General features: G+C 70.0%; 11 protein-coding genes and 1 pseudogene. 5 read left to right on the top strand and 7 right to left on the bottom strand.

The genetic code is table 11. The annotated features are described in order from the left end of the window. Positions 1-29: 29 nt before the first annotated feature. Both ABXJ52_RS02155 and ABXJ52_RS02150 read right to left on the bottom strand, forming a co-directional pair. The gene (locus tag ABXJ52_RS02155; RefSeq protein WP_367038811.1) at positions 30-935 is read right to left on the bottom strand and encodes an acyl-CoA thioesterase II; all 906 of its coding nucleotides are present in this window, start codon (positions 933-935) and stop codon (positions 30-32) included. 117 nt (positions 936-1052) lie between these two features. Continuing rightward, positions 1053-3689, bottom strand: a complete 2637-nt coding sequence (locus ABXJ52_RS02150; protein ID WP_367038810.1) for a DUF3516 domain-containing protein — start codon at positions 3687-3689, stop codon at positions 1053-1055. Between ABXJ52_RS02150 and ABXJ52_RS02145 the strand changes: the two genes are divergently transcribed. Continuing rightward, positions 3688-4482 (top strand): metal-dependent hydrolase, encoded by a 795-nt coding sequence (locus ABXJ52_RS02145; RefSeq protein ID WP_367038809.1) that lies wholly within the window; start codon positions 3688-3690, stop codon positions 4480-4482. The two genes, ABXJ52_RS02150 and ABXJ52_RS02145, sit on opposite strands and share 2 nt — an antisense overlap. Positions 4483-4561: 79 nt before the next feature. Continuing rightward, positions 4562-5443 (top strand): alpha/beta hydrolase, encoded by an 882-nt coding sequence (locus ABXJ52_RS02140; RefSeq protein WP_367038808.1) that lies wholly within the window; start codon positions 4562-4564, stop codon positions 5441-5443. Positions 5444-5551: 108 nt separating this feature from the next. On the opposite strand, the gene ABXJ52_RS02135 is transcribed toward ABXJ52_RS02140, so the two are convergent. Then, the gene (locus ABXJ52_RS02135) at positions 5552-7333 is read right to left on the bottom strand and encodes an ABC transporter ATP-binding protein (RefSeq protein ID WP_367038807.1); all 1782 of its coding nucleotides are present in this window, start codon (positions 7331-7333) and stop codon (positions 5552-5554) included. Further along, positions 7330-9186, bottom strand: a complete 1857-nt coding sequence (locus ABXJ52_RS02130) for an ABC transporter ATP-binding protein (RefSeq protein WP_367038806.1) — start codon at positions 9184-9186, stop codon at positions 7330-7332. Before ABXJ52_RS02130 ends, ABXJ52_RS02135 begins: the two co-directional genes overlap by 4 nt. 333 nt (positions 9187-9519) lie before the next feature. Between ABXJ52_RS02130 and ABXJ52_RS02125 the strand changes: the two genes are divergently transcribed. Next, positions 9520-10260 carry a L,D-transpeptidase family protein gene (locus ABXJ52_RS02125; RefSeq protein WP_367038805.1) on the top strand — a complete coding sequence of 247 codons (741 nt, stop codon included), beginning with the start codon at positions 9520-9522 and terminating at the stop codon, positions 10258-10260. 156 nt (positions 10261-10416) lie between these two features. Beyond that, a pseudogene (locus ABXJ52_RS02120) lies at positions 10417-11842 on the top strand (cation:dicarboxylase symporter family transporter). Here ABXJ52_RS02120 and ABXJ52_RS02115 read toward each other — a convergent pair. From ABXJ52_RS02115 to ABXJ52_RS02105, 3 genes are all read right to left on the bottom strand, one after another. Then, positions 11781-13250: a Gfo/Idh/MocA family oxidoreductase gene (locus tag ABXJ52_RS02115; RefSeq protein ID WP_367038804.1), complete on the bottom strand. Its 1470-nt coding sequence runs from the start codon at positions 13248-13250 to the stop codon at positions 11781-11783. The pseudogene ABXJ52_RS02120 and the gene ABXJ52_RS02115 sit on opposite strands and share 62 nt — an antisense overlap. 162 nt (positions 13251-13412) lie before the next feature. Beyond that, entirely contained in the window at positions 13413-16331 is a 2919-nt protein-coding gene (locus ABXJ52_RS02110) for an FAD-binding and (Fe-S)-binding domain-containing protein (RefSeq protein WP_367038803.1), read from the bottom strand. An 86-nt stretch (positions 16332-16417) separates the two neighbouring features. Then, positions 16418-16861 (bottom strand): MarR family transcriptional regulator, encoded by a 444-nt coding sequence (locus tag ABXJ52_RS02105; RefSeq protein ID WP_367038802.1) that lies wholly within the window; start codon positions 16859-16861, stop codon positions 16418-16420. A gap of 116 nt (positions 16862-16977) precedes the next feature. Here ABXJ52_RS02105 and ABXJ52_RS02100 point away from each other — a divergent pair, with 116 nt between their 5' ends. Beyond that, positions 16978-18795, top strand: coding sequence for an ABC transporter ATP-binding protein (locus ABXJ52_RS02100; protein WP_367038801.1), 1818 nt, complete (start codon positions 16978-16980; stop codon positions 18793-18795). Positions 18796-18837: the final 42 nt, after the last annotated feature.

The raw sequence follows: 18837 nt of genomic DNA, 5'->3' as shown, positions 1-18837 counted from the left end.
GCTAAAACCGGCGTGCCGGCGGGAGACGCTCACGCGCCCGTCGACGGCCGCCCGTCCATGTGCCGCTCCCCATAAGCCCGGAAGAGCCCTTCCTGCACGACCGAGACCAGCAGCCTGCCCTCGATGTCGTAGATACGGCCGCGTGCGAGGCCGCGGCCGCCCGTCGCGATGGGGGACTCCTGGTCGTACAGGAACCACTCGTCCGCGCGGAAGGGGCGGTGGAACCACATGGCGTGGTCCAGCGAAGCCATGTCGAAGCCACGCGGACCCCACAGCGGTTCCACCGGGATGCGGACGGCGTCCAGGAGCGTCATGTCGCTCGCATACGTCAGCGCGCAGGTGTGGACGAGCGGATCGTCGCCGAGCGGGCCGACCGCGCGCATCCAGACCGCGCTGCGCGGCTCGGCGTCCTTGACCTCCTCGGCGGTCCAGCGCAGCCGGTCCACGTAGCGGATGTCGAAGGGCTGACGTCTGGCCATCCGCTCCAGCTGCTCGGGGAGCTCGCCCAGATGCTCGGTGATCTCCTGGGCGACCGTCGGCAGTGACTCGGGGTCGGGAGCCGTGATGCGCGGCGGCAACTGGTGCTCGAACGCTCCTTCCTCGGGCTGATGGAAGGATGCGGTGAGGTTGAAGATGGTGCGTCCCTGCTGCACCGCGGTCACCCGGCGCGTGGTGAACGAGCGCCCGTCCCGCACCCGCTCGACCTGGTACACGATCGGCACGCCGGGGCGGCCGGGCCGCAGGAAGTAGGCGTGCAGCGAGTGCACCGGGCGCTCGCCCTCGGTGGTGCGGCCGGCGGCCACCAGCGCCTGCCCGGCTACCTGCCCGCCGAACACCCGCTGGAGGGATTCCTGCGGGCTGCGACCACGGAAGATGTTGAGCTCGATCTGCTCCAGGTCCAGCACGTCGACAAGACGGTCGGCGGGATTGCTCATGGTGGTTCCTCGACTCCTGTCCGGGGGAAGCTCCGGGCGGTCAGCGGTCAGCGGTCAGCGGTCAGCGGTCAGTCAGCGGTCGGCGGTCACTGCTCAGCAGGTGTCAGCCGACAGCCGTCAGAGCTGACCGACGTCGGTGACCCGCACGACGGCCCGCCCCTCCTCGTCGGAAGCCGCGAGATCGACCTCCGCGCTGATACCCCAGTCATGGTCGCCGTTCGGGTCGGCGAACGTCTGCCGGACGCGCCACAGACCGTGCTCCGCGTCCTCCTCGATGAGCAGCAGCTTGGGGCCGCGAGCGTCGGGGCCGGTGCCGAGATCCTCGTACTCGTCCCAGTACTTGTCCATGGCCGCGCCCCAGGCGTCCGCGTCCCAGCCGGAGTCGGCGTCCAGTTCGCCCAGCTCCTCGACGTGGTCGAGCGCGGCGAGCTCGACGCGGCGGAAGAGCGCGTTGCGGACCAGGACGCGGAAGGCGCGGGCGTTGGCCGTGACCGGCTTGACCTGGTCGGCCTTCTCCTGGGCCTCCTCCGCGGTCATGACCTCGGGGTTGGCGAGTTGCTCCCACTCGTCGAGCAGGCTGGAGTCGACCTGCCGGACCATCTCGCCGAGCCAGGCGATGAGGTCTTCCAGGTCCTCGGACTTCAGGTCGTCCGGGATGGTGTGCTCAAAGGCCTTGTACGCGCTCGCGAGGTAGCGAAGGACGATGCCTTCGGTGCGGGCGAGCTCGTAGAAGGACGTGAACTCCGTGAAGGTCAGCGCCCGTTCGTACATGTCGCGGATCACGGACTTGGGGGAGAGCGGGTGGTCGCCGACCCACGGGTGGCTCGTCTTGTAGGTGTTGTACGCGTGGAAGAGCAGCTCCTCCAACGGCTTGGGGTAGGTGACGTCCTGGAGGCGCTCCATGCGGTCCTCGTACTCGACGCCGTCCGCCTTCATCAGGGCCACGGCCTCGCCGCGCGCCTTGTTCTGCTGGGCGGCGAGGATCTGGCGCGGGTCGTCCAGGGTGGACTCGACGACGGACACCATGTCCAGGGCGTACGAGGGGGATTCCTGGTCGAGCAGGTCGAAGGCGGCCAGCGCGAACGTCGACAGCGGCTGGTTCAGTGCGAAGTTCTGCTGGAGGTCGACCGTCAGACGCACGATGCGGCCCGACGCGTCCGGCTCGTCGAGCTTCTCCACCACACCGCCGTCGAGCAGCGAACGGTAGATCGCGATGGCGCGGCGGATGTGCCGCAGCTGCTGCTTGCGCGGCTCGTGGTTGTCCTCGAGGAGGTGACGCATCGCCTCGAAGGCGTTGCCCGGGCGGGCGATCACCGCCAGGAGCATGGTGTGCGTGACGCGGAAACGGGAGGTCAGCGGCTCGGGCTCGGAGGCGATGAGCTTCTCGAAGCCGGACTCGGTCCACCCGACGAAGCCCTCGGGGGCCTTCTTGCGCACCACCTTGCGGCGCTTCTTCGGGTCGTCGCCCGCCTTGTTGAGCGCCTTCTCGTTCTCGATGACGTGCTCTGGCGCCTGCGCCACGACCAGGCCCGCCGTGTCGAAGCCCGCACGTCCCGCGCGGCCCGCGATCTGGTGGAACTCCCGGGCGCGCAGGGTCCGTACGCGCGTGCCGTCGTACTTGGTGAGGGCGGTGAAAAGCACCGTGCGGATCGGGACGTTGACGCCGACGCCCAGGGTGTCCGTGCCGCAGATGACCTTCAGCAGACCGGCCTGCGCCAGCTTCTCGACGAGCCGCCGGTACTTCGGCAGCATGCCCGCGTGGTGCACGCCGATCCCGTGGCGCACGTACCGCGAGAGGTTGCGGCCGAACTTGGTGGTGAAGCGGAAGTTGCCGATCAGCTCGGCGATCTTGTCCTTCTCCTCGCGGGTGCACATGTTGATGCTCATCAGCGACTGCGCGCGCTCGACGGCCTGTGCCTGCGTGAAGTGGACGATGTAGACCGGTGCCTGCTTGGTCTCCAGGAGCTCGGTGAGCGTCTCCGTGATGGGCGTCAGGCGGTACTCGTACGACAGGGGCACGGGGCGGGTCGCGGAGCGGACGACCGAGGTGGGGCGTCCCGTGCGGCGCGTCAGGTCCTTCTCGAACATCGACACGTCGCCGAGCGTCGCGGACATGAGGATGAACTGTGCCTGCGGCAGTTCGAGGATCGGGATCTGCCAGGCCCAGCCGCGGTCCCCCTCCGCGTAGAAGTGGAACTCGTCCATCACGACCTGGCCGACGTCGGCGTTCTTGCCGTCCCGCAGCGCGATGGACGCGAGGACCTCGGCCGTGCAGCAGATGACGGGGGCGTCGGAGTTCACGGACGCGTCGCCGGTCAGCATGCCGACGTTCTCGGTGCCGAAGAGCTTGCACAGGTCGAAGAACTTCTCCGACACCAGAGCCTTGATCGGAGCCGTGTAGAAGGTGACCTTGTCCTGAGCCAGCGCCGTGAAGTGCGCGCCCGCAGCGACCAGGCTCTTTCCGGAGCCGGTCGGCGTGGACAAGATCACGTTGGCTCCGGAGACCACCTCGATCAGCGCCTCCTCCTGAGCCGGATAGAGAGTGATCCCCGTCTCCTCGGCCCACGAGGAGAAGGCTTCGAAGAGGGCATCGGGGTCGGCATCCGGCGGCAGCTGATCAATAAGGGTCACACCCCCATCTTGCCTTCCTTCTGTCCCGATCCGGGAACCGGCGGGCTCCACGAAGATCACGAACGCTACGCTGTGTGGCCAACGGGGCGTCAGCACAACAGAAATGGGGCGGGGAACAGCCATGATGGGTCCGGCACACTCACTGTCGGGGGCGGCGGCCTGGCTCGGCGTCGGAGCGGCCGCGGCGGCCGCCGGACACACGATGCCCTGGCCCGTCCTCCTCGTCGGAGCCCTGATCTGCGCCGGGGCCGCGCTCGCACCCGACCTCGACCACAAGTCGGCGACCATCTCGCGGGCCTTCGGACCCGTCTCCCGGGGCCTGTGCGAGATCGTCGACAAGCTCTCGGCCGCCGTCTACAAGGCGACCCGCAAGCAGGGCGACCCGCGCAGGGCCGGCGGGCACCGCACCCTCACGCACACCTGGCTGTGGGCCGTCCTCATCGGCGCCGGGTCCTCCGCGCTCGCGATCTTCGGTGGGCGCTGGGCGGTCCTCGCGCTGCTCTTCGTCCACGTGGTGCTCGCCATCGAAGGCCTGCTGTGGCGGGCCGCGCGCGGGTCGAGCAGCGATGTGCTGGTGTGGCTGCTCGCCGCGACGAGCGCCTGGATCCTCGCCGGAGTCCTGGACAAGCCCGGAAACGGCGCGGACTGGCTGTTCACGGCGCCGGGCCAGGAGTACCTGTGGCTGGGTCTGCCGGTCGTGCTCGGCGCGCTGGTGCACGACATCGGGGACGCGCTCACGGTCTCCGGCTGCCCGATCCTGTGGCCCATCCCCATCGGCCGCAAGCGCTGGTACCCCATCGGACCGCCGAAGCTGATGCGGTTCCGGGCGGGCAGCTGGGTCGAGCTGAAGGTCCTGATGCCGGCGTTCATGCTGCTCGGGGGAGCGGGCGGCGCGGCGGCGCTGAACTTCATCTGAGGGAGGCCCTGCGGGGGCGCACCCTCGTCCGATACCGCCCCGGCGATGACTTCTGGCCGTGGTCAGGGTCTACACGGACATGACGACGCACATGCTCACCACACGTGAGGCCGAGCTCGCCTACGACGTCCGCGGCCCGGTGCCGACGGTGGACGGGCGCCCTCCGCTGCTCATGATCGGCCAGCCCATGACCGCCGACGGGTTCGGAGCCCTGGCGGCCCGCTTCCCCGACCGCACCGTGATCACCTACGACCCGCGCGGCCTCGGCCGCAGCAGCCGCAGCGACGGCAGGACCGACCATGACCCCACGGTCCAGGCCGGCGACGTGCACGCCCTGATCCAGGCGCTGGGGGCCGGCCCCGTCGAGCTGTTCGGGAGCAGCGGTGGCGCGGTGGTCGCGCTGGCACTGGTGGCGGCCTACCCCGACGACGTGACCACCGTGGTCGCGCACGAGCCGCCGCTGCTCGCCGCGCTCCCCGACGCTCCGGCGGCCGAGCGCGCGAGGGCCGGCGTGCTGGCGGCGTACGACAAGAGTGGCTGGGGTGCCGGTATGGCGGCCTTCATCGCGATGACGTCATGGCAGGGCGCGTACACCGACGCCTACTTCGCCGAGCCCGCGCCTGATCCTGCCGCGTTCGGTCTGCCGACGGAGGACGACGGCTCGCGCGATGACCCGCTGCTCTCCGACCGGTCGTGGGCGGTCAGCGGGCATCAACTCGACGTCGGCGCGCTTGCCGCGGCCTCGACGCGGATCGTGATCGCGGTGGGCGAGGAGTCGCAGGGCGTGGTCACCTGGCGTACCTCGGAAGCGGCAGCCGCGCTCCTTGGACAGCGGCCGACCGTCTTCCCGAGTCACCACGGCGGCTTCACGGACGGTGAGTCCGGATACCCGGGCAAGCCGGACGAGTTCGCGCTCAGGCTGCGCGAGGTGCTCGACAACGCCGCTTCCGGGGGCAGTTGACCGTACGGCCGGCCGGGAGTACGGCCGACTGGGACTACGGCCGACCGGGAGTACGGCCCTCTCGGCGGGACGGAGCAGTGAGGACCCCTCCGTCCCGCCGAGGCTCCGCTACCCGTGCCAGGACCGCCAGAGCGCCGCGTACGCGCCGCCCGCCCCCACCAGCTCGTCATGGCTGCCCAGCTCGCTGATGCGGCCGTTCTCGACCACCGCGATGACATCCGCGTCGTGCGCGGTGTGCAGGCGGTGAGCGATGGCGACGACGGTGCGGCCGTCCAGGACGCGCGCGAGGGAACGCTCCAAGTGGCGTGCAGCGCGCGGGTCCAGGAGCGAGGTCGCCTCGTCGAGGACCAGGGTGTGCGGGTCGGCCAGGACCAGGCGAGCCAGGGCGATCTGCTGGGCCTGTGCCGGTGTGAGGGCGTAACCACCCGAGCCCACCTCGGTGTCAAGACCCTCGCTCAGGGCCCGGGCCCAGGTGTCCGCGTCGACCGCGCCAAGGGCCGCCCACAGTTCGGCGTCCCGCGCCCCGGTCCTCGCGAGCAGGAGGTTGTCGCGCAGGGAGCCCACGAAGACGTGGTGCTCCTGGTTGACCAGCGCGACATGGGAGCGGACGTCTTCCGCGGGCATGGCCGAAAGCTCCGCCCCGCCCAGCGTCACATGACCGTCGCGCGGTGCGTAGATCCCGGCGAGCAGCCTGCCGAGCGTGGACTTGCCCGCCCCGGACGGTCCGACCAGGGCGACGCGTGATCCCGGCTCGACGGCGAGGGACACCTCGCGCAGCACGTCCACGCCCGGCCGGTAGCTGAAATGCACGTCATCCGCGAGCACGTCGCGTCCGTCAGGAGCGACGGAGCCGTCGCCCACGTCCGGTTCGATGTCCCGTACGCCGACCAGGCGGGCCAGTGAGACCTGGGCGACCTGCAGTTCGTCGTACCAGCGCAGGATGATGCCAAGCGGGTCGACGAGCATCTGTGCGATGAGTGCGCCCGTGGCCAGCTGGCCGACGCCGATCCAGCCCTGCAGGACGAACACGCCGCCGATCATCAGGACCGAGCAGAGCACGAGGGTGTGGGTGAAGGTGATGACCGGGAAGAGGACGGAGCGCAGATAGAGAGTGTGCCGTTCCCACGCCGTCCACTCTTTGATGCGCCGCTCCGACAGCTCCACGCGGCGCTTTCCGAGCCGGTGTGCCTCCACTGTGCGGCCAGCGTCGATGGTCTCGGCGAGGGCCGCGGCGACAGCGGCGTACCCCGCTGCCTCCGAACGGTAGGCGGAGGGCGCCCGCTTGAAGTACCAGCGACAGCCGACGACGAGAAGCGGCACCGCGGCGAGCACGGCGGGCGCGAGCGGCGGCGCGGTCACGGCGAGACCGCCGATCAGGAGCCCGGCCCACACCACCCCGATCGCGAGCTGCGGCACGGCCTCCCGCATGGCGTTCGCGAGCCGGTCGACGTCCGTGGTGATCCGCGAAAGGAGATCCCCCGTCCCCGCCCGCTCAAGCACCCCCGGCGGCAGCCCGACCGACCGTACGAGGAAGTCCTCGCGCAGATCGGCCAGCATCCGCTCGCCGAGCATCGCGCCGCGCAGCCGCACCTGCTGGACGAAGCAGGCCTGCACGAGCAGGGCGACGGTGAAGAGGCCGATGGTGCGCCCCAGATGGAGGTCACGGGCGCTGTCCGCGACGTTCTCGACCAGATCACCCAGCAAGTAGGGACCGGCCATCGAGGCGATCACGGCGCAGGTGTTGACCGTGATGAGCAGGGCGAAGGCCCGGCGGTGCCGCCTGACCAGTTCGCGTACGTAGGCCCCTACCGTCGCGGGCGCGCCCACGGGCAGGGTGTCCGCGGTGGTCGGGGCCGCCGGATCGTACTCCGGTGGCGCCAGGCCGATCATGCCGTCTCCTCGATGTCGATCTTGATGTCGGTCAGGTTCAGGGAGGCTTGTTCCTCGTCCGTCTCACGCGTCACGACCGCCCGGTAGCGCGGCTCGCTGTGCACGAGATCGCGGTGCACGCCCACCGCCGCGACCTCCCCCTCGTGGAGGAAGACCACGCGCTCGGCCCGGTCGAGGAGCAGTGGCGACGAGGTGAGCACCACCGTCGTACGCCCCTTGCGCAGCCCCTTGACGCCGTCGGCGACCCGCGCCTCGGTGTGCGAGTCGACGGCTGACGTCGGCTCGTCGAGTACGAGGACTTCGGGGTCGGTGATCAACGAGCGGGCCAGCGCGAGCCGTTGCCGCTGCCCGCCCGACAGGGAACGTCCGCGCTCGGTGACGTGGGCGTCCAGCGCGTCCTCGCTCACCGAACCCTGCGCCAGAGCGTCCAGAACGTCGGCGCACTGCGCGGCGTCCAGGGCCTCCTCGGCGCTCACCGCTCCCGATGACGGTACGTCGAGGAGTCCGCGGAGCGTGCCGGAGAGCAGCACCGGGTCCTTGTCCTGTACGAGGACGGCGGTGCGGGCGGTGGCCAGCGCCGCCTCGTCGAGCGGCACCCCGCCGAGCAGCACGGACGGCAGCTCCTGAGCGTCGTCGAACGCCGCGTGCCCGCCGAGGCGTTCGGCGAGTCGCCCCGCCTCGTCCGGGTCGCCGCACACCACGGCGGTGAGACGGCCGGAGGGAGCGAGAAGCCCGGTCGCCGGGTCGTAGAGATCACCGGTGGGCGTCAGGAGATCACCGGTGGGCGTCGGAGCGTCGTCGTGCGGCCCGACCTCCGCGTGCTCGGTGCTCGTCGTCCGCTCGCCATCGGCATGCGTCGTGCGCTGGAGCGAGAGCACCCGCGCGGCACGCTTGGCCGAGGGGCGCGAGAAGCTGTAGGCCATCGCGATCTCCTCGAAGTGCCGCAAGGGGTAGGTCAGCATCGTCACCGCGCTGTAGACAGTGACCAGTTCGCCGATGGTGATCCGGCCCTCGCGGGCCAGGTGCACGCCGTGCCAGACGACCACGATCAGGAGCAGCCCCGGCAGCAGCACCTGCACTGCCGAGATCGCCGCCCACATCCGGGCGCTGCGCACGGCGGCCGTACGCACTTCCTGCGAGGCGCGGCGGTAGCGGTCGAGGAAGAGGTCCTCGCCGCCGATGCCGCGCAGCACCCGCAGCCCCGCCACGGTGTCCGAGGCGAGCTCGGTCGCTCGCCCGGCCTTCTCCCGCTGGTGGTCGGCCCGCCGGGTGGCGCGCGGCAGCAACGGGAGCACGGCGAGCGCCAGCACCGGCACCCCCACCGCGACGACCACACCGAGTGCGGGCTGGTACACGACGAGGCCCACGCAGACGAAGACGACCGTGAGGGCGGCCGCCGTGAACCGCGAGATCGCCTCCACGAACCAGCCGATCTTCTCGACGTCACCGGTGGATACGGCCACCACTTCACCGGCGGCGACGCGCCGCGTGAGCGCCGAGCCGAGCTGGGAGGTCTTGCGGGCCAGCAGCTGCTGGACGCGGGCGGCCGCGGTGATCCAGTTGGTGACCGCGGTGCGGTGCAGCATGGTGTCGCCCAGGGCGATGGCGATGCCGCACAGGGCCATCACCCCGCCAGCCACGGCGAGCCGTCCCCCGGAGCGGTCGACCGCGGCCTGCACGGCGAGGCCGACGAGGTAGGGGAGCACCGCGATGGAGCCGAAGTGCAGGATGCCCCAGGCGAGGGACTTCAGCTGGCCGTCGAGCTGGTTGCGCCCCAGCCAGCGCAGGAAGTGGGGGCCCGAGCGGGCATCCGGCATGCCCGGGTCGGAGAACGGAAGATCGCGAATCTGCATGACGTGTGACGTCCCAGGGTCGGGGTCGGGGTCGGTGTCGGTGTCGGTGTCGAAAGAGAGGGGCCGTCGGTTCGGCGGAGCGTGCCGGCGTGAACGGACGGTGCTGGACGGGAGGTGAGGCAGCGGGGAGGCGGCAGGGAAGCGGCGGAGAGGGAAAGCGGCTCCACATGGGGAGAAGCTGACGTCGAGCTGCGGTAACTCGCCGTGAAAGGTTCGCCTCGCTCGGTGGCGCGAAGCAAACGGTTTTCCGTAGGGGAGTAAAGATTCGGCCCCTTCTTCGACGGCGGCCGGGCGCCGGGACGGCTCCCGCGCACCGGGTGCGACCATGGACGGATGCGTATAGCCGGTGCGGTGCGAACGGCGGCCGCCCTCGCGGCCTGTGGTGTTCTGTTGACGTCCTGCGGAAGCTCGGGCGGCGGGGTGAAGGCCGGAGCGAAGAACGACGAGGGCGCGGGCCGGGCGAAGAGAGCCGAGGCGTCGGCGACGACCGACCTCAAGCGCATCCCCGATGTGGGTGACCGCCTGCAGAACAAGATCCCCAAGAACTCCCGGCAGGTCGTCGCGGTCTACGGAGAGGGCGAGGACTCGGCGAAGTCCACCGTCGTCCTGTACGAGAAGTCCGGTTCGACCTGGGACAAGACCCGCAGCTGGGCCGCGCACAACGGCAAGAAGGGCTGGACGACCGACCACCGCGAGAACGACAAGCGCAGCCCGGTCGGTGTCTTCACGCTCACCGACGCGGGCGGCGTCCTCGCCGATCCCGGCGCGAAGCTCCCGTACACGCAGAGCGCGTCGATGCAGGCTCCGCACTACTGGCCCAAGACGCACTGGCACGACTTCGACTACGTCGTCGCGATCGACTACAACCGCGCCAAGAACACTCCGCCCAACGACCCGACCCGCCCCCAGGGCCAGTCCAAGGGCGGCAGCATCTGGCTGCACATGGACCACGGCAGCGGCACGTCGGGCTGCGTGAGCCTGTCGAAGCAGGGCATGAAGTACCTCCTCGGGAACCTCGACCCGAAGCAGCACCCGGTGGTGCTGATGGGCGACAAGGCGCATCTCAAGGGCTAGCCCCTGCTGACCTGACCCCTTGGAGCAAGATCCAAGATTTACGTCGATGTGATCTGGAGGTCTTTTCCGGAAGAGGGCACTCCGCCATAGTGGCGCCTCGCGGAAACAAATTTCCGTATGGCAGAAGCCAGTTGGAGCCTCACCACAGGAGTGCCCGTGCCGCAGTCCGTACCGTCCCTGCCGCGACGCGTAGCACGCACCTTGCGAACCTCACTGTTCGCGCAGGTCGCCTGCGCGTTGGCGCTCGGAGTCCTCGTCGGCCGGCTGTGGCCCGACGCGGGCACCGCCGTCCAGCCGCTCGGCGACGGCTTCGTACGTCTCATCAAGGCGATGATCGCCCCGCTCGTCTTCTGCGTGGTCGTCGCAGGAATCACCAAGGCCGGAGACCTCAAGGCCTTCGGGCGCATCGGGATCAAGGCCCTCATCTGGTTCGAGGTCGCGACCACGGTCGCCCTCGTCGTCGGTCTGGTCGCCGGAAACCTCGTCAGCCCCGGCACCGGCATGAACGTCGACCCCGCCAAGCTCGACGCGACCGCGGTCGATGAGAAGACCGGCGGCGGCGAACTTCCCTCGACCAGCGAATTCATCCTGCACTCGCTGCCCGACAGCGCGATCGGGGCCTTCGCGGAGAACTCGCTGCTCCAAGTCCTCGTCCTGTCCTGCCTGGTGGGCGCCGCCCTGCTGCATCTGCACCACCAAGGTCCCCGCGATCCTGCCCGCCATCGAGCAGGCCCAGGAGGTCGTCTTCGCGATCGTCGGCTTCATCATGAAGCTGGCACCGCTCGCCGTCTTCGGCGCCACCGCGCATCTGGTGGGGGAGTACGGTCTCGGCGCCCTGTCGACGTACGGCAAGCTCATCGGTGTCTGTTACGCGGTGGCTCTGCTCTTCCTCGTCCTGCTCGGCGTCGCCCTGAAGGCACTGACAGGCCTGAGCCTGTGGAAGTTCGTCCGCTACACCCGCGAGGAGATGCTGCTCGCGCTCGGCACGGCCTCCAGCGAAGCCGTCATGCCGCACATGATGCAGAAGCTGCGTCAGGCAGGCTGCCGGGACGACGCGGTGGGCCTGGTCCTGCCGACGGGGTACTCCTTCAACCTCGACGGAGCCTCGATCTATCTCTCCGTCGGTACGTTGTTCATCGCGCAGGCCGTGGGCGTGGACCTGAGCCTGGGCCAGCAGATCACGGTCGTCCTCGTCCTGATGCTGACCAGCAAGGGCATGGCCGGCGTGCCCGGTTCGGCGTTCCTCGCGCTGTCCGCGACCGCCTCCGCGCTCGGGGTCATCCCGGCCGGCGCGGTCGCGCTGCTGCTCGGCGTGGACCGCATCATGGACGCCATGCGCGTCGCCACGAACCTGCTCGGCAACTGCGTCGCCGTCTTCGTGGTCTCGCGCTGGGAGGGCGCACTGGACACGGCGCGGGCGAAGAAGGTCCTGGGCGGCGAGATCGCCTTCGTGCCGGAACAGGGCGAACCGGTGGAGGAGCCCGGCAGCGCCGATGTGAGCACTGCCGGGCCCAAGTCCCTTACGCCTGCGGCTTCTGGGAGTCCACTCCCGGACGGGCCTTCTTCCACAGCCCGCGAGTGAAGTCCGGGATCGCCTGCGGCGCGCCCTTAGCCTTGATCGACAGATGGCTCAGGGGGACGGGCGACGTCCAGACCGCGGCGTCGTAGACGTCGAAGTCAGGAACGAGGCCGAGCTGCATGGTCTGCATCAGACGGAAGATCATGATGTAGTCCATGCCGCCGTGCCCGCCCGGCGGGTTGGCGTGCTCCTTCCACAGCCAGTGGTCGAACTCGGTGGCGTACTTGTCGAAGTCGCCCCACTCGTCGTTCGTGTGGTCCGGCTCGATGTAGATGCGCTCGGGGTAGTCCTCGAACACGCCCCGCGTGCCCCCGAGGCTGTTGATCCGGGAGTAGGGGTGCGGGGTGCTCACGTCGTGCTCCAGGCGGATCACCCGCCCCTTCGCCGTCTGGACGAGGCTGATCGTGCGGTCGCTCTCGATGTACGTCTCCTTCCAGCTCGGGTCGCCCGGCGGCATGTGCGCCTTGCGGTACTCGGCAAGACCGAGGGCGGGTGTGCCGAAGCTGGAGATGTGCGTGACGCGGTCGCCGCGGTTGATGTCCATGTAGTTGGAGACCGGGCCGAAGCCGTGGTTGGGGTAGAGATCGCCGCGCAGCCGCGTGTGCCACAGGCGCCGCCAGGGCCCCTCGTAGTAGTCCGGGTCGAACATCAGGCCGCGCAGATCGTGGTTGTAGGCGCCCGCTCCGTGCAGCAGATCGCCGAACTTGCCCGCGTGGGCCATGCGCAGGACGCGCATCTCGTTCTTGCCGTAGCAGCAGTTCTCCAACTGCATGCAGTGTCTGCGGGTCCGCTCGGAGAGGTCGACCAGTTCCCAGAGCTGGTCGAGCTGGAGGGAGACAGGACACTCCACACCCACGTGCTTGCCGTTCAGCATCGCGGACTTGGCCATCTCGAAGTGCCAGTCCCAGGGCGTCGCCACGTACACGAAGTCCAGGTCTCCGCGCTTGCACAGGTTCTCGTAGTCGTGGTCACCCTTGGTGTACGTCGCCGGAGCGGGCTGGCCCGCGTCGGTGACCTTCTTCGCCGCGGCCGCCGTCTTGTCCTTGACCGGGTCGCAGAGCGCGACGACCTTCACCCCGGGGACCGCGAGGAACAGGTCGATCATGCTGCCGCCGCGGTTGCCGAGCCCGACGATGCCGACACGCACCGTGGAACGCCGCTCGAACGGTACGCCGATCATGGTCTTGCCCTTGCGGGGCGGCGCCTGTGCGGCCGAGTCCGCGGCCGCGGGCACCGCCGGCGCACCCTGCGGGGCATCCGCGTGGGCCGTGCCGCCGGCGAGGGCGCCGAGACCGATCCCGGCTCCGGCGAGGCCGGCGGTGCGGAGCACGGCGCGGCGGGATGCCCCGTCGGTGGACTCGTCAGGGGTCGCGGACTCGTCAGGGTTCGGTTTCGCGTGCTCGTCGTGCATCGGACCTCCGTGGCTTGGATGCCTGCGCTGGAACGGATGCCACCCTGATGGGGCGACGGGCGTGGCGCAAGGGACCGAAGTGGCCAGGGAGTTGGATTTATTTCGCGCACTCCGGCGCGGGGAGTGCTGCCGGTGCGTTCCGGTGGGGCCGTGGGGGTGGGTTCACGGTCGTGTCGCGCGCTCCAGCTCCAGGAGTACGGAGTAGTACGCGCGGCCCGTGGCGTGATCCATGCCGACCTCGCACATGCGGTTCGCCGAGAGGTGCGCGTCGAAGGGGCGGGCGGTGACTTCGGCCGCCTCCTTGCGGGTGGCGGACTCCGTCAACTCCTTGTGCAGCATGCCGCGGTCGCCCGCGAAGGCGCAGCAGCCCGCGTCGTCCGGGACCACCACCTCGTCCGCGCAGGCCTCGGCGACGGCGCGCAGCTGGGCCTCGTCACCGAGGTGGCTCATGGAGCAGGTGGGGTGCAGGACGGCGGAGCCGACCGTGCGGAACACGTTCAGGTGGGGGAGCAGTTCGTCGGCGGCCCAGACGAGGGAGTCGACGATGTTCAGCTCTCGGTGCAACTGCCTGTTGTCGGCCGTGAGATAGGGGCCGACTTCGTGGGCGATGCCGAGCGTGCAGGACGAGGCGTCCACGACCAGAGGCAGCCTGCCGCCCGCCGTCCAACCCCACGCCGCCTCGACGATGCGGTTGGCCATCACCGCGTTGCCCTCGTCGTACCCCTTCGAGTGCCAGATCGTCGCGCAGCACGTTCCCGCGACATCGTCCGGAATCCAGACGGGCCTTCCCGCGCGCGTCGAGACGGCGACCATCGCCTCCGGCAGGGAGCGGTCGCCGGGGCTCTTGAAGATGCGGTTGACGCACGCGGGGTAGTAGACGGCGCTCGCCCCCGCGCGCGTGGTGCGCGGCAGCTTGCGGGCGGCCGCTCCCGGGATGCTCGGCAGCCACTCGGGGACCAGATCGGGGCGGACCGCTGTGCGCGCGGCGCGCGTCACCGAGGTCAGGAGCCGGTCGCTGATGCGGTCGGCGGCGGCCACGGCGAGCCGTGCTGCGGCCTCCACCGCCTTGAAGTTTCTGGCAGCGAGGGCGGCCGTCTTCTCCTCGCGCGGTGTGTGCCGTGCGTGCCGGAAGTCCTTCATCAGGGCGCCCGTGTCGATGCCCACCGGGCAGGCCAGCTTGCAGGTGGAGTCACCGGCGCAGGTGTCCACCGCGTCGTATCCGTACGCCTCGACCAGGCCGTCCTCGACCGGGGAACCGGCGGGCTGGCGCATCATTTCGCGGCGCAGCACGATGCGCTGGCGTGGAGTGGTCGTCAAGTCCTCGCTGGGGCAGGTCGGTTCGCAGAAGCCGCACTCGATGCAGGGGTCCGCGATCAGCTCCACCTTGGGGATGGTCTTCAGGCCGCGGAGGTGGGCCTTCGGGTCGCGGTCGAGGACGATGCGTGGCGCCAGCACCCCGTCAGGATCGATGACCTGCTTGGTGCGCCACATCAACTCCGTGGCCCTCGGGCCCCATTCGAGCTCCAGGAACGGGGCGATGTTGCGTCCGGTCGCGTGCTCGGCCTTGAGCGAGCCGTCGAAGCGCTCGACGGTCAGCCGGCAGAACTCGTCCATGAACGCGGCATAGCGCTCCACGTCCGACGGCAGGCCAGCGTCGAACGCGAGCAGGAAGTGCAGGTTGCCGTGCGCGGCATGCCCCGCGACGGCCGCGTCGAAGCCGTGCCGCGTCTGGAGTTCGAGGAGGGCCTCGCAGGCGTCGGCGAGCTGCGACGGCGGGACCGCGAAGTCCTCGGTGATCAGTGTCGTCCCGGAGGGGCGTGAGCCGCCCACCGCCGTCACGAACGCCTTGCGGGCCTTCCAGTAGCCGCCGATCGTCTTGGGGTCGCGGGTGAAGGCGTTGGTCACCGAGGCGACCGGCGCGACCAGTTCGAGCCCCTCGGCCACCTTGGCGGCCGCAGCCTCGTACGCCTCCTGACGCGTCTCGTCCGGTGCGCGGAACTCCACCAGGAGCGCGGCCGTCGACTTCGGGAGCCGCGCCCAGTCGGCGGGCACCCCCGCCACGCTGGTCGAGGCGCGCAGGGTGTTGCCGTCCATCAACTCGACAGCCAGCGCCCCCGCTTCGTTGAACAGCGGGACGGCCGCCGCCGCGGCCGGCAGGGAGGGGAAGAACAGCAGACCGGTGGTGACATGCCGGTCCAGTGGAAGCGTGTCGAACACGACCTCCGAGATGAACCCGAAGGTGCCCTCGGAGCCGACCATCAGGCCGCGCAGGATCTCGACGGGCGTCGCGCCGTCCAGGAAGGCGTCCAGACGATAGCCGTTCGTGTTCTTGATCTCGTACTTGGCGCGGATGCGGGCCGTGAGCTCCTGGTCCGCCTCGATCTCCCGTTTGATCGCCAACAGTCCCTCGCACAGGGCGGGTTCGGCATGCGCCAGCTGTTCGTCGGCATCCGGGTCCGCCGTGTCGACGACCGTGCCCGTCGGCAGGACGAAGGTGAGCGAGGCGACCGTGCGGTACGAGTTGCGTGTGGTGCCCGCCGTCATGCCGGACGCGTTGTTCGCGACGACCCCGCCGATCGTGCAGGCGATGGCGCTCGCCGGGTCGGGGCCGAGCACCCTTCCGTGCCGGGCGAGTGTGGCGTTGGCCCGCAGGATGGTCGTGCCGGGGCCGATGCGCGCACGCTCGCCCGCGCCGATGACCTCGACGCCGGCCCAGTGCTTGCGGACGTCGACCAGGATGTCCTCGCCCTGGGCCTGGCCGTTGAGCGAGGTGCCCGCCGCGCGGAAGACGACCTCGCGGCTCCTGCTGTGCGCGTACGACAGGACGGCGGAGATGTCGTCGATGTCCTCGGCGACGACCACGGTCTGCGGCACGAAGCGGTAGGGGCTCGCGTCGGACGCGTACCGCACGAGGTCGGAGATCTTCGTCAGGACCTTGCCCTCGCCGAGCAGCGCTGTCAGCTCCGAGCGCAGGGGCTCGGGGGTGCCCTTGGCCTGCCGGTCCGGCACCCGGTCGTGAGCCGGTGCCTCCGGGCGCGACGTGGGGCGCAGAGCTTCCGGCTTGGGCTCCAGGATCGGCATGAGCTCTCCTCGGCGGGGTCGAACGGTCAGCGGTCTCGGGTGGCCCGCGGTCTCGGGTGGCCCGCGGTCTCGGGTGGCCCACGGTGTCAGCAGCGGCGGACGTCCGGCACATCGAACAACGCGTTCAGCAGGCCGCCCAGCTGCTCGCGCTGCTCCGCGTCCAGTGGGGCAAGGATGTCCTCCGCGGCGGCCCGGCGCGCGCTGCGCAACTCCCTCAGCGACTTGCGCCCCGCGTCCGTGAGCTCGATACGGATCACCCGGCGGTTGGTCGGATCGGGGACGCGGCGCACGAGATCACCGGCCTCCAGGCCGTCGACCAGGCTCGTCACGGCGCGCGGGACCACCTCGAGGCGCTCGGCGAGGTCGGCCATGCGGGGCGGGGAGTCGTACTGCACGAGGGTGCGCAGCAGGCGTGACTGGGCCGGGGTGATGCCGATCGGCACCAGATGGCGCTTCTGGATGCGGTGCAGCCTGCGGGTCAGCCGCAGCAGCTGTTCGGCGAGCAGTCCGTCGGCGTCCGGGGTGTTCATGCGGGAACATTATCAGGACCTTGTGCATTGTGAGTATAGGTAACAGTGAGCTATGCTCCCTCAGTCATCGTCGGCTGTATTGCTGCCGACGGCCGTCTCACCTCCCGTAGGAGCCCATGCCACACGACGAACCCAAGTGGACACCGCAGCCCCTGGTCCCCGGCCAGGAGGAACAGCCGCGGCAGATCCGCCGCATCCTGCGCCTCTTCCGCCCTTACCGCGCCCGTCTCTCGGTCGTCGGCCTGCTGGTCGGCGCCGCCTCCCTGGTCTCGGTCGCCACCCCCTTCCTGCTGAAGGAGATCCTCGACACCGCCATCCCGCAGGGGCGGACGGGCCTGCTGAGCCTGCTGGCCCTCGGGATGATCCTCAGCGCGGTCGTCACCAGCATCTTCGGCGTCCTGCAGACCCTGATCAGTACGACGGTCGGGCAGCGCGTCATGCACGATCTGCGCACCGCTGTCTACGGCCGGCTGCAGAGCATGTCGCTCGCCTTCTTCACCAGGACCCGCACCGGTGAGGTCCAGTCCCGCATCGCCAGCGACATCGGCGGCATGCAGGCGACGGTCACCTCCACCGCCACCTCCCTGGTCTCGAACTTCACCAGCGTGATCGCCACGATCGTCGCCATGCTCGCCCTCGACTGGCGCCTGACGGCCGTGTCGCTGCTCCTGCTGCCCGTCTTCGTGTGGATCAGCCGCCGGGTCGGCCGCGAGCGCAAGAAGATCGCCACGCAGCGGCAGAAGCAGATGGCCGCGATGGCGGCGACGGTCACCGAATCGCTCTCCGTCAGCGGCATCCTGCTGGGTCGCACGATGGGCCGCGCCGACTCGCTCACCCGGTCCTTCGCCGACGAGTCCGAGCGCCTCGTCGACCTCGAGGTCCGCTCGAACATGGCGGGTCGCTGGCGCATGGCCGTCATCTCGATCGTCATGGCCGCCATGCCTGCCGTCATCTACTGGACCGCGGGCCTCGCACTCCAGACGGGCGGCCCGACGGTCTCGATCGGCACACTCGTGGCCTTCGTCTCGCTCCAGCAGGGCCTGTTCCGGCCCACCGTGAGCCTGCTGTCCACCGGCGTACAGATCCAGACCTCGCTCGCGCTCTTCCAGCGCATCTTCGAGTATCTGGACCTGCCCATCGACATCACCGAGCCCGAGCACCCGGTGCGCCTGGACAAGATCAAGGGCGAAGTCCGCTTCGAAGACGTCGAGTTCCGCTACGACGGCGACGACGGCCAGAGCCGCCCGATCCTCGACGGCATCGACATCACCGTCCCCGCCGGCGGCAGCCTGGCCGTCGTCGGCCCCACCGGATCGGGAAAGTCGACCCTCAGCTATCTGGTGCCGCGGCTGTACGACGTGACGGGCGGGCGCGTCACGATCGACGGTGTGGACGTGCGCGACCTGGACTTCGACACGCTGGCCCGTGCGGTCGGCGTCGTCTCCCAGGAGACGTATCTCTTCCACGCGTCGGTCGCCGAGAACCTTCGTTTCGCCAAGCCCGACGCCACGGACGACGAGCTGATCGCGGCAGCGGGCGCCGCCCAGATCCACGACCACATCGCGTCCCTCCCCGATGGTTACGACACGGTGGTCGGCGAGCGCGGCCACCGCTTCTCCGGAGGCGAGAAACAGCGCCTCGCCATCGCCCGTACGATCCTGCGCGATCCGCCCGTGCTCATCCTGGACGAGGCGACCAGCGCCCTGGACACGCACACCGAGCACGCCGTGCAGGAGGCCATCGACGCCCTGTCCGCCGACCGGACGACCCTCACGATCGCCCACCGGCTCTCCACCGTCCGCGGTGCCGACCAGATCGTGGTCCTGGACGCGGGCCGGACCGCCGAGCGCGGCACCCACGAGGAGCTCCTGGAAAGGGGTGACCGTTACGCCGCCCTGGTCCGAAGAGACGCCCAACTGGAGCCAGCGACATGAAAATATGCTCGGTATGTCCGCATTTGCGAGATAATGTGACCG

The sequence above is a fragment of the Streptomyces sp. Je 1-332 genome (genome assembly GCF_040730185.1).
Lineage (GTDB): Bacteria > Actinomycetota > Actinomycetes > Streptomycetales > Streptomycetaceae > Streptomyces.
Note: the sequence above shows the minus strand (reverse complement) of the source record. Positions and strands in the feature narration are given on the sequence as shown.

What these genes read in the sequence shown, in the direction of transcription:
- ABXJ52_RS02155 (WP_367038811.1), bottom strand. Translation starts at nt 935, where the DNA reads ATGAGCAATCCCGCCGACCGTCTTGTCGACGTGCTGGACCTGGAGCAG.
- ABXJ52_RS02145 (WP_367038809.1), top strand. Translation starts at nt 3,688, where the DNA reads ATGATGGGTCCGGCACACTCACTGTCGGGGGCGGCGGCCTGGCTCGGC.
- ABXJ52_RS02150 (WP_367038810.1), bottom strand. Translation starts at nt 3,689, where the DNA reads ATGGCTGTTCCCCGCCCCATTTCTGTTGTGCTGACGCCCCGTTGGCCA.
- ABXJ52_RS02140 (WP_367038808.1), top strand. Translation starts at nt 4,562, where the DNA reads ATGACGACGCACATGCTCACCACACGTGAGGCCGAGCTCGCCTACGAC.
- ABXJ52_RS02135 (WP_367038807.1), bottom strand. Translation starts at nt 7,333, where the DNA reads ATGATCGGCCTGGCGCCACCGGAGTACGATCCGGCGGCCCCGACCACC.
- ABXJ52_RS02130 (WP_367038806.1), bottom strand. Translation starts at nt 9,186, where the DNA reads ATGCAGATTCGCGATCTTCCGTTCTCCGACCCGGGCATGCCGGATGCC.
- ABXJ52_RS02125 (WP_367038805.1), top strand. Translation starts at nt 9,520, where the DNA reads ATGCGTATAGCCGGTGCGGTGCGAACGGCGGCCGCCCTCGCGGCCTGT.
- ABXJ52_RS02115 (WP_367038804.1), bottom strand. Translation starts at nt 13,250, where the DNA reads ATGCACGACGAGCACGCGAAACCGAACCCTGACGAGTCCGCGACCCCT.
- ABXJ52_RS02110 (WP_367038803.1), bottom strand. Translation starts at nt 16,331, where the DNA reads ATGCCGATCCTGGAGCCCAAGCCGGAAGCTCTGCGCCCCACGTCGCGC.
- ABXJ52_RS02105 (WP_367038802.1), bottom strand. Translation starts at nt 16,861, where the DNA reads ATGAACACCCCGGACGCCGACGGACTGCTCGCCGAACAGCTGCTGCGG.
- ABXJ52_RS02100 (WP_367038801.1), top strand. Translation starts at nt 16,978, where the DNA reads ATGCCACACGACGAACCCAAGTGGACACCGCAGCCCCTGGTCCCCGGC.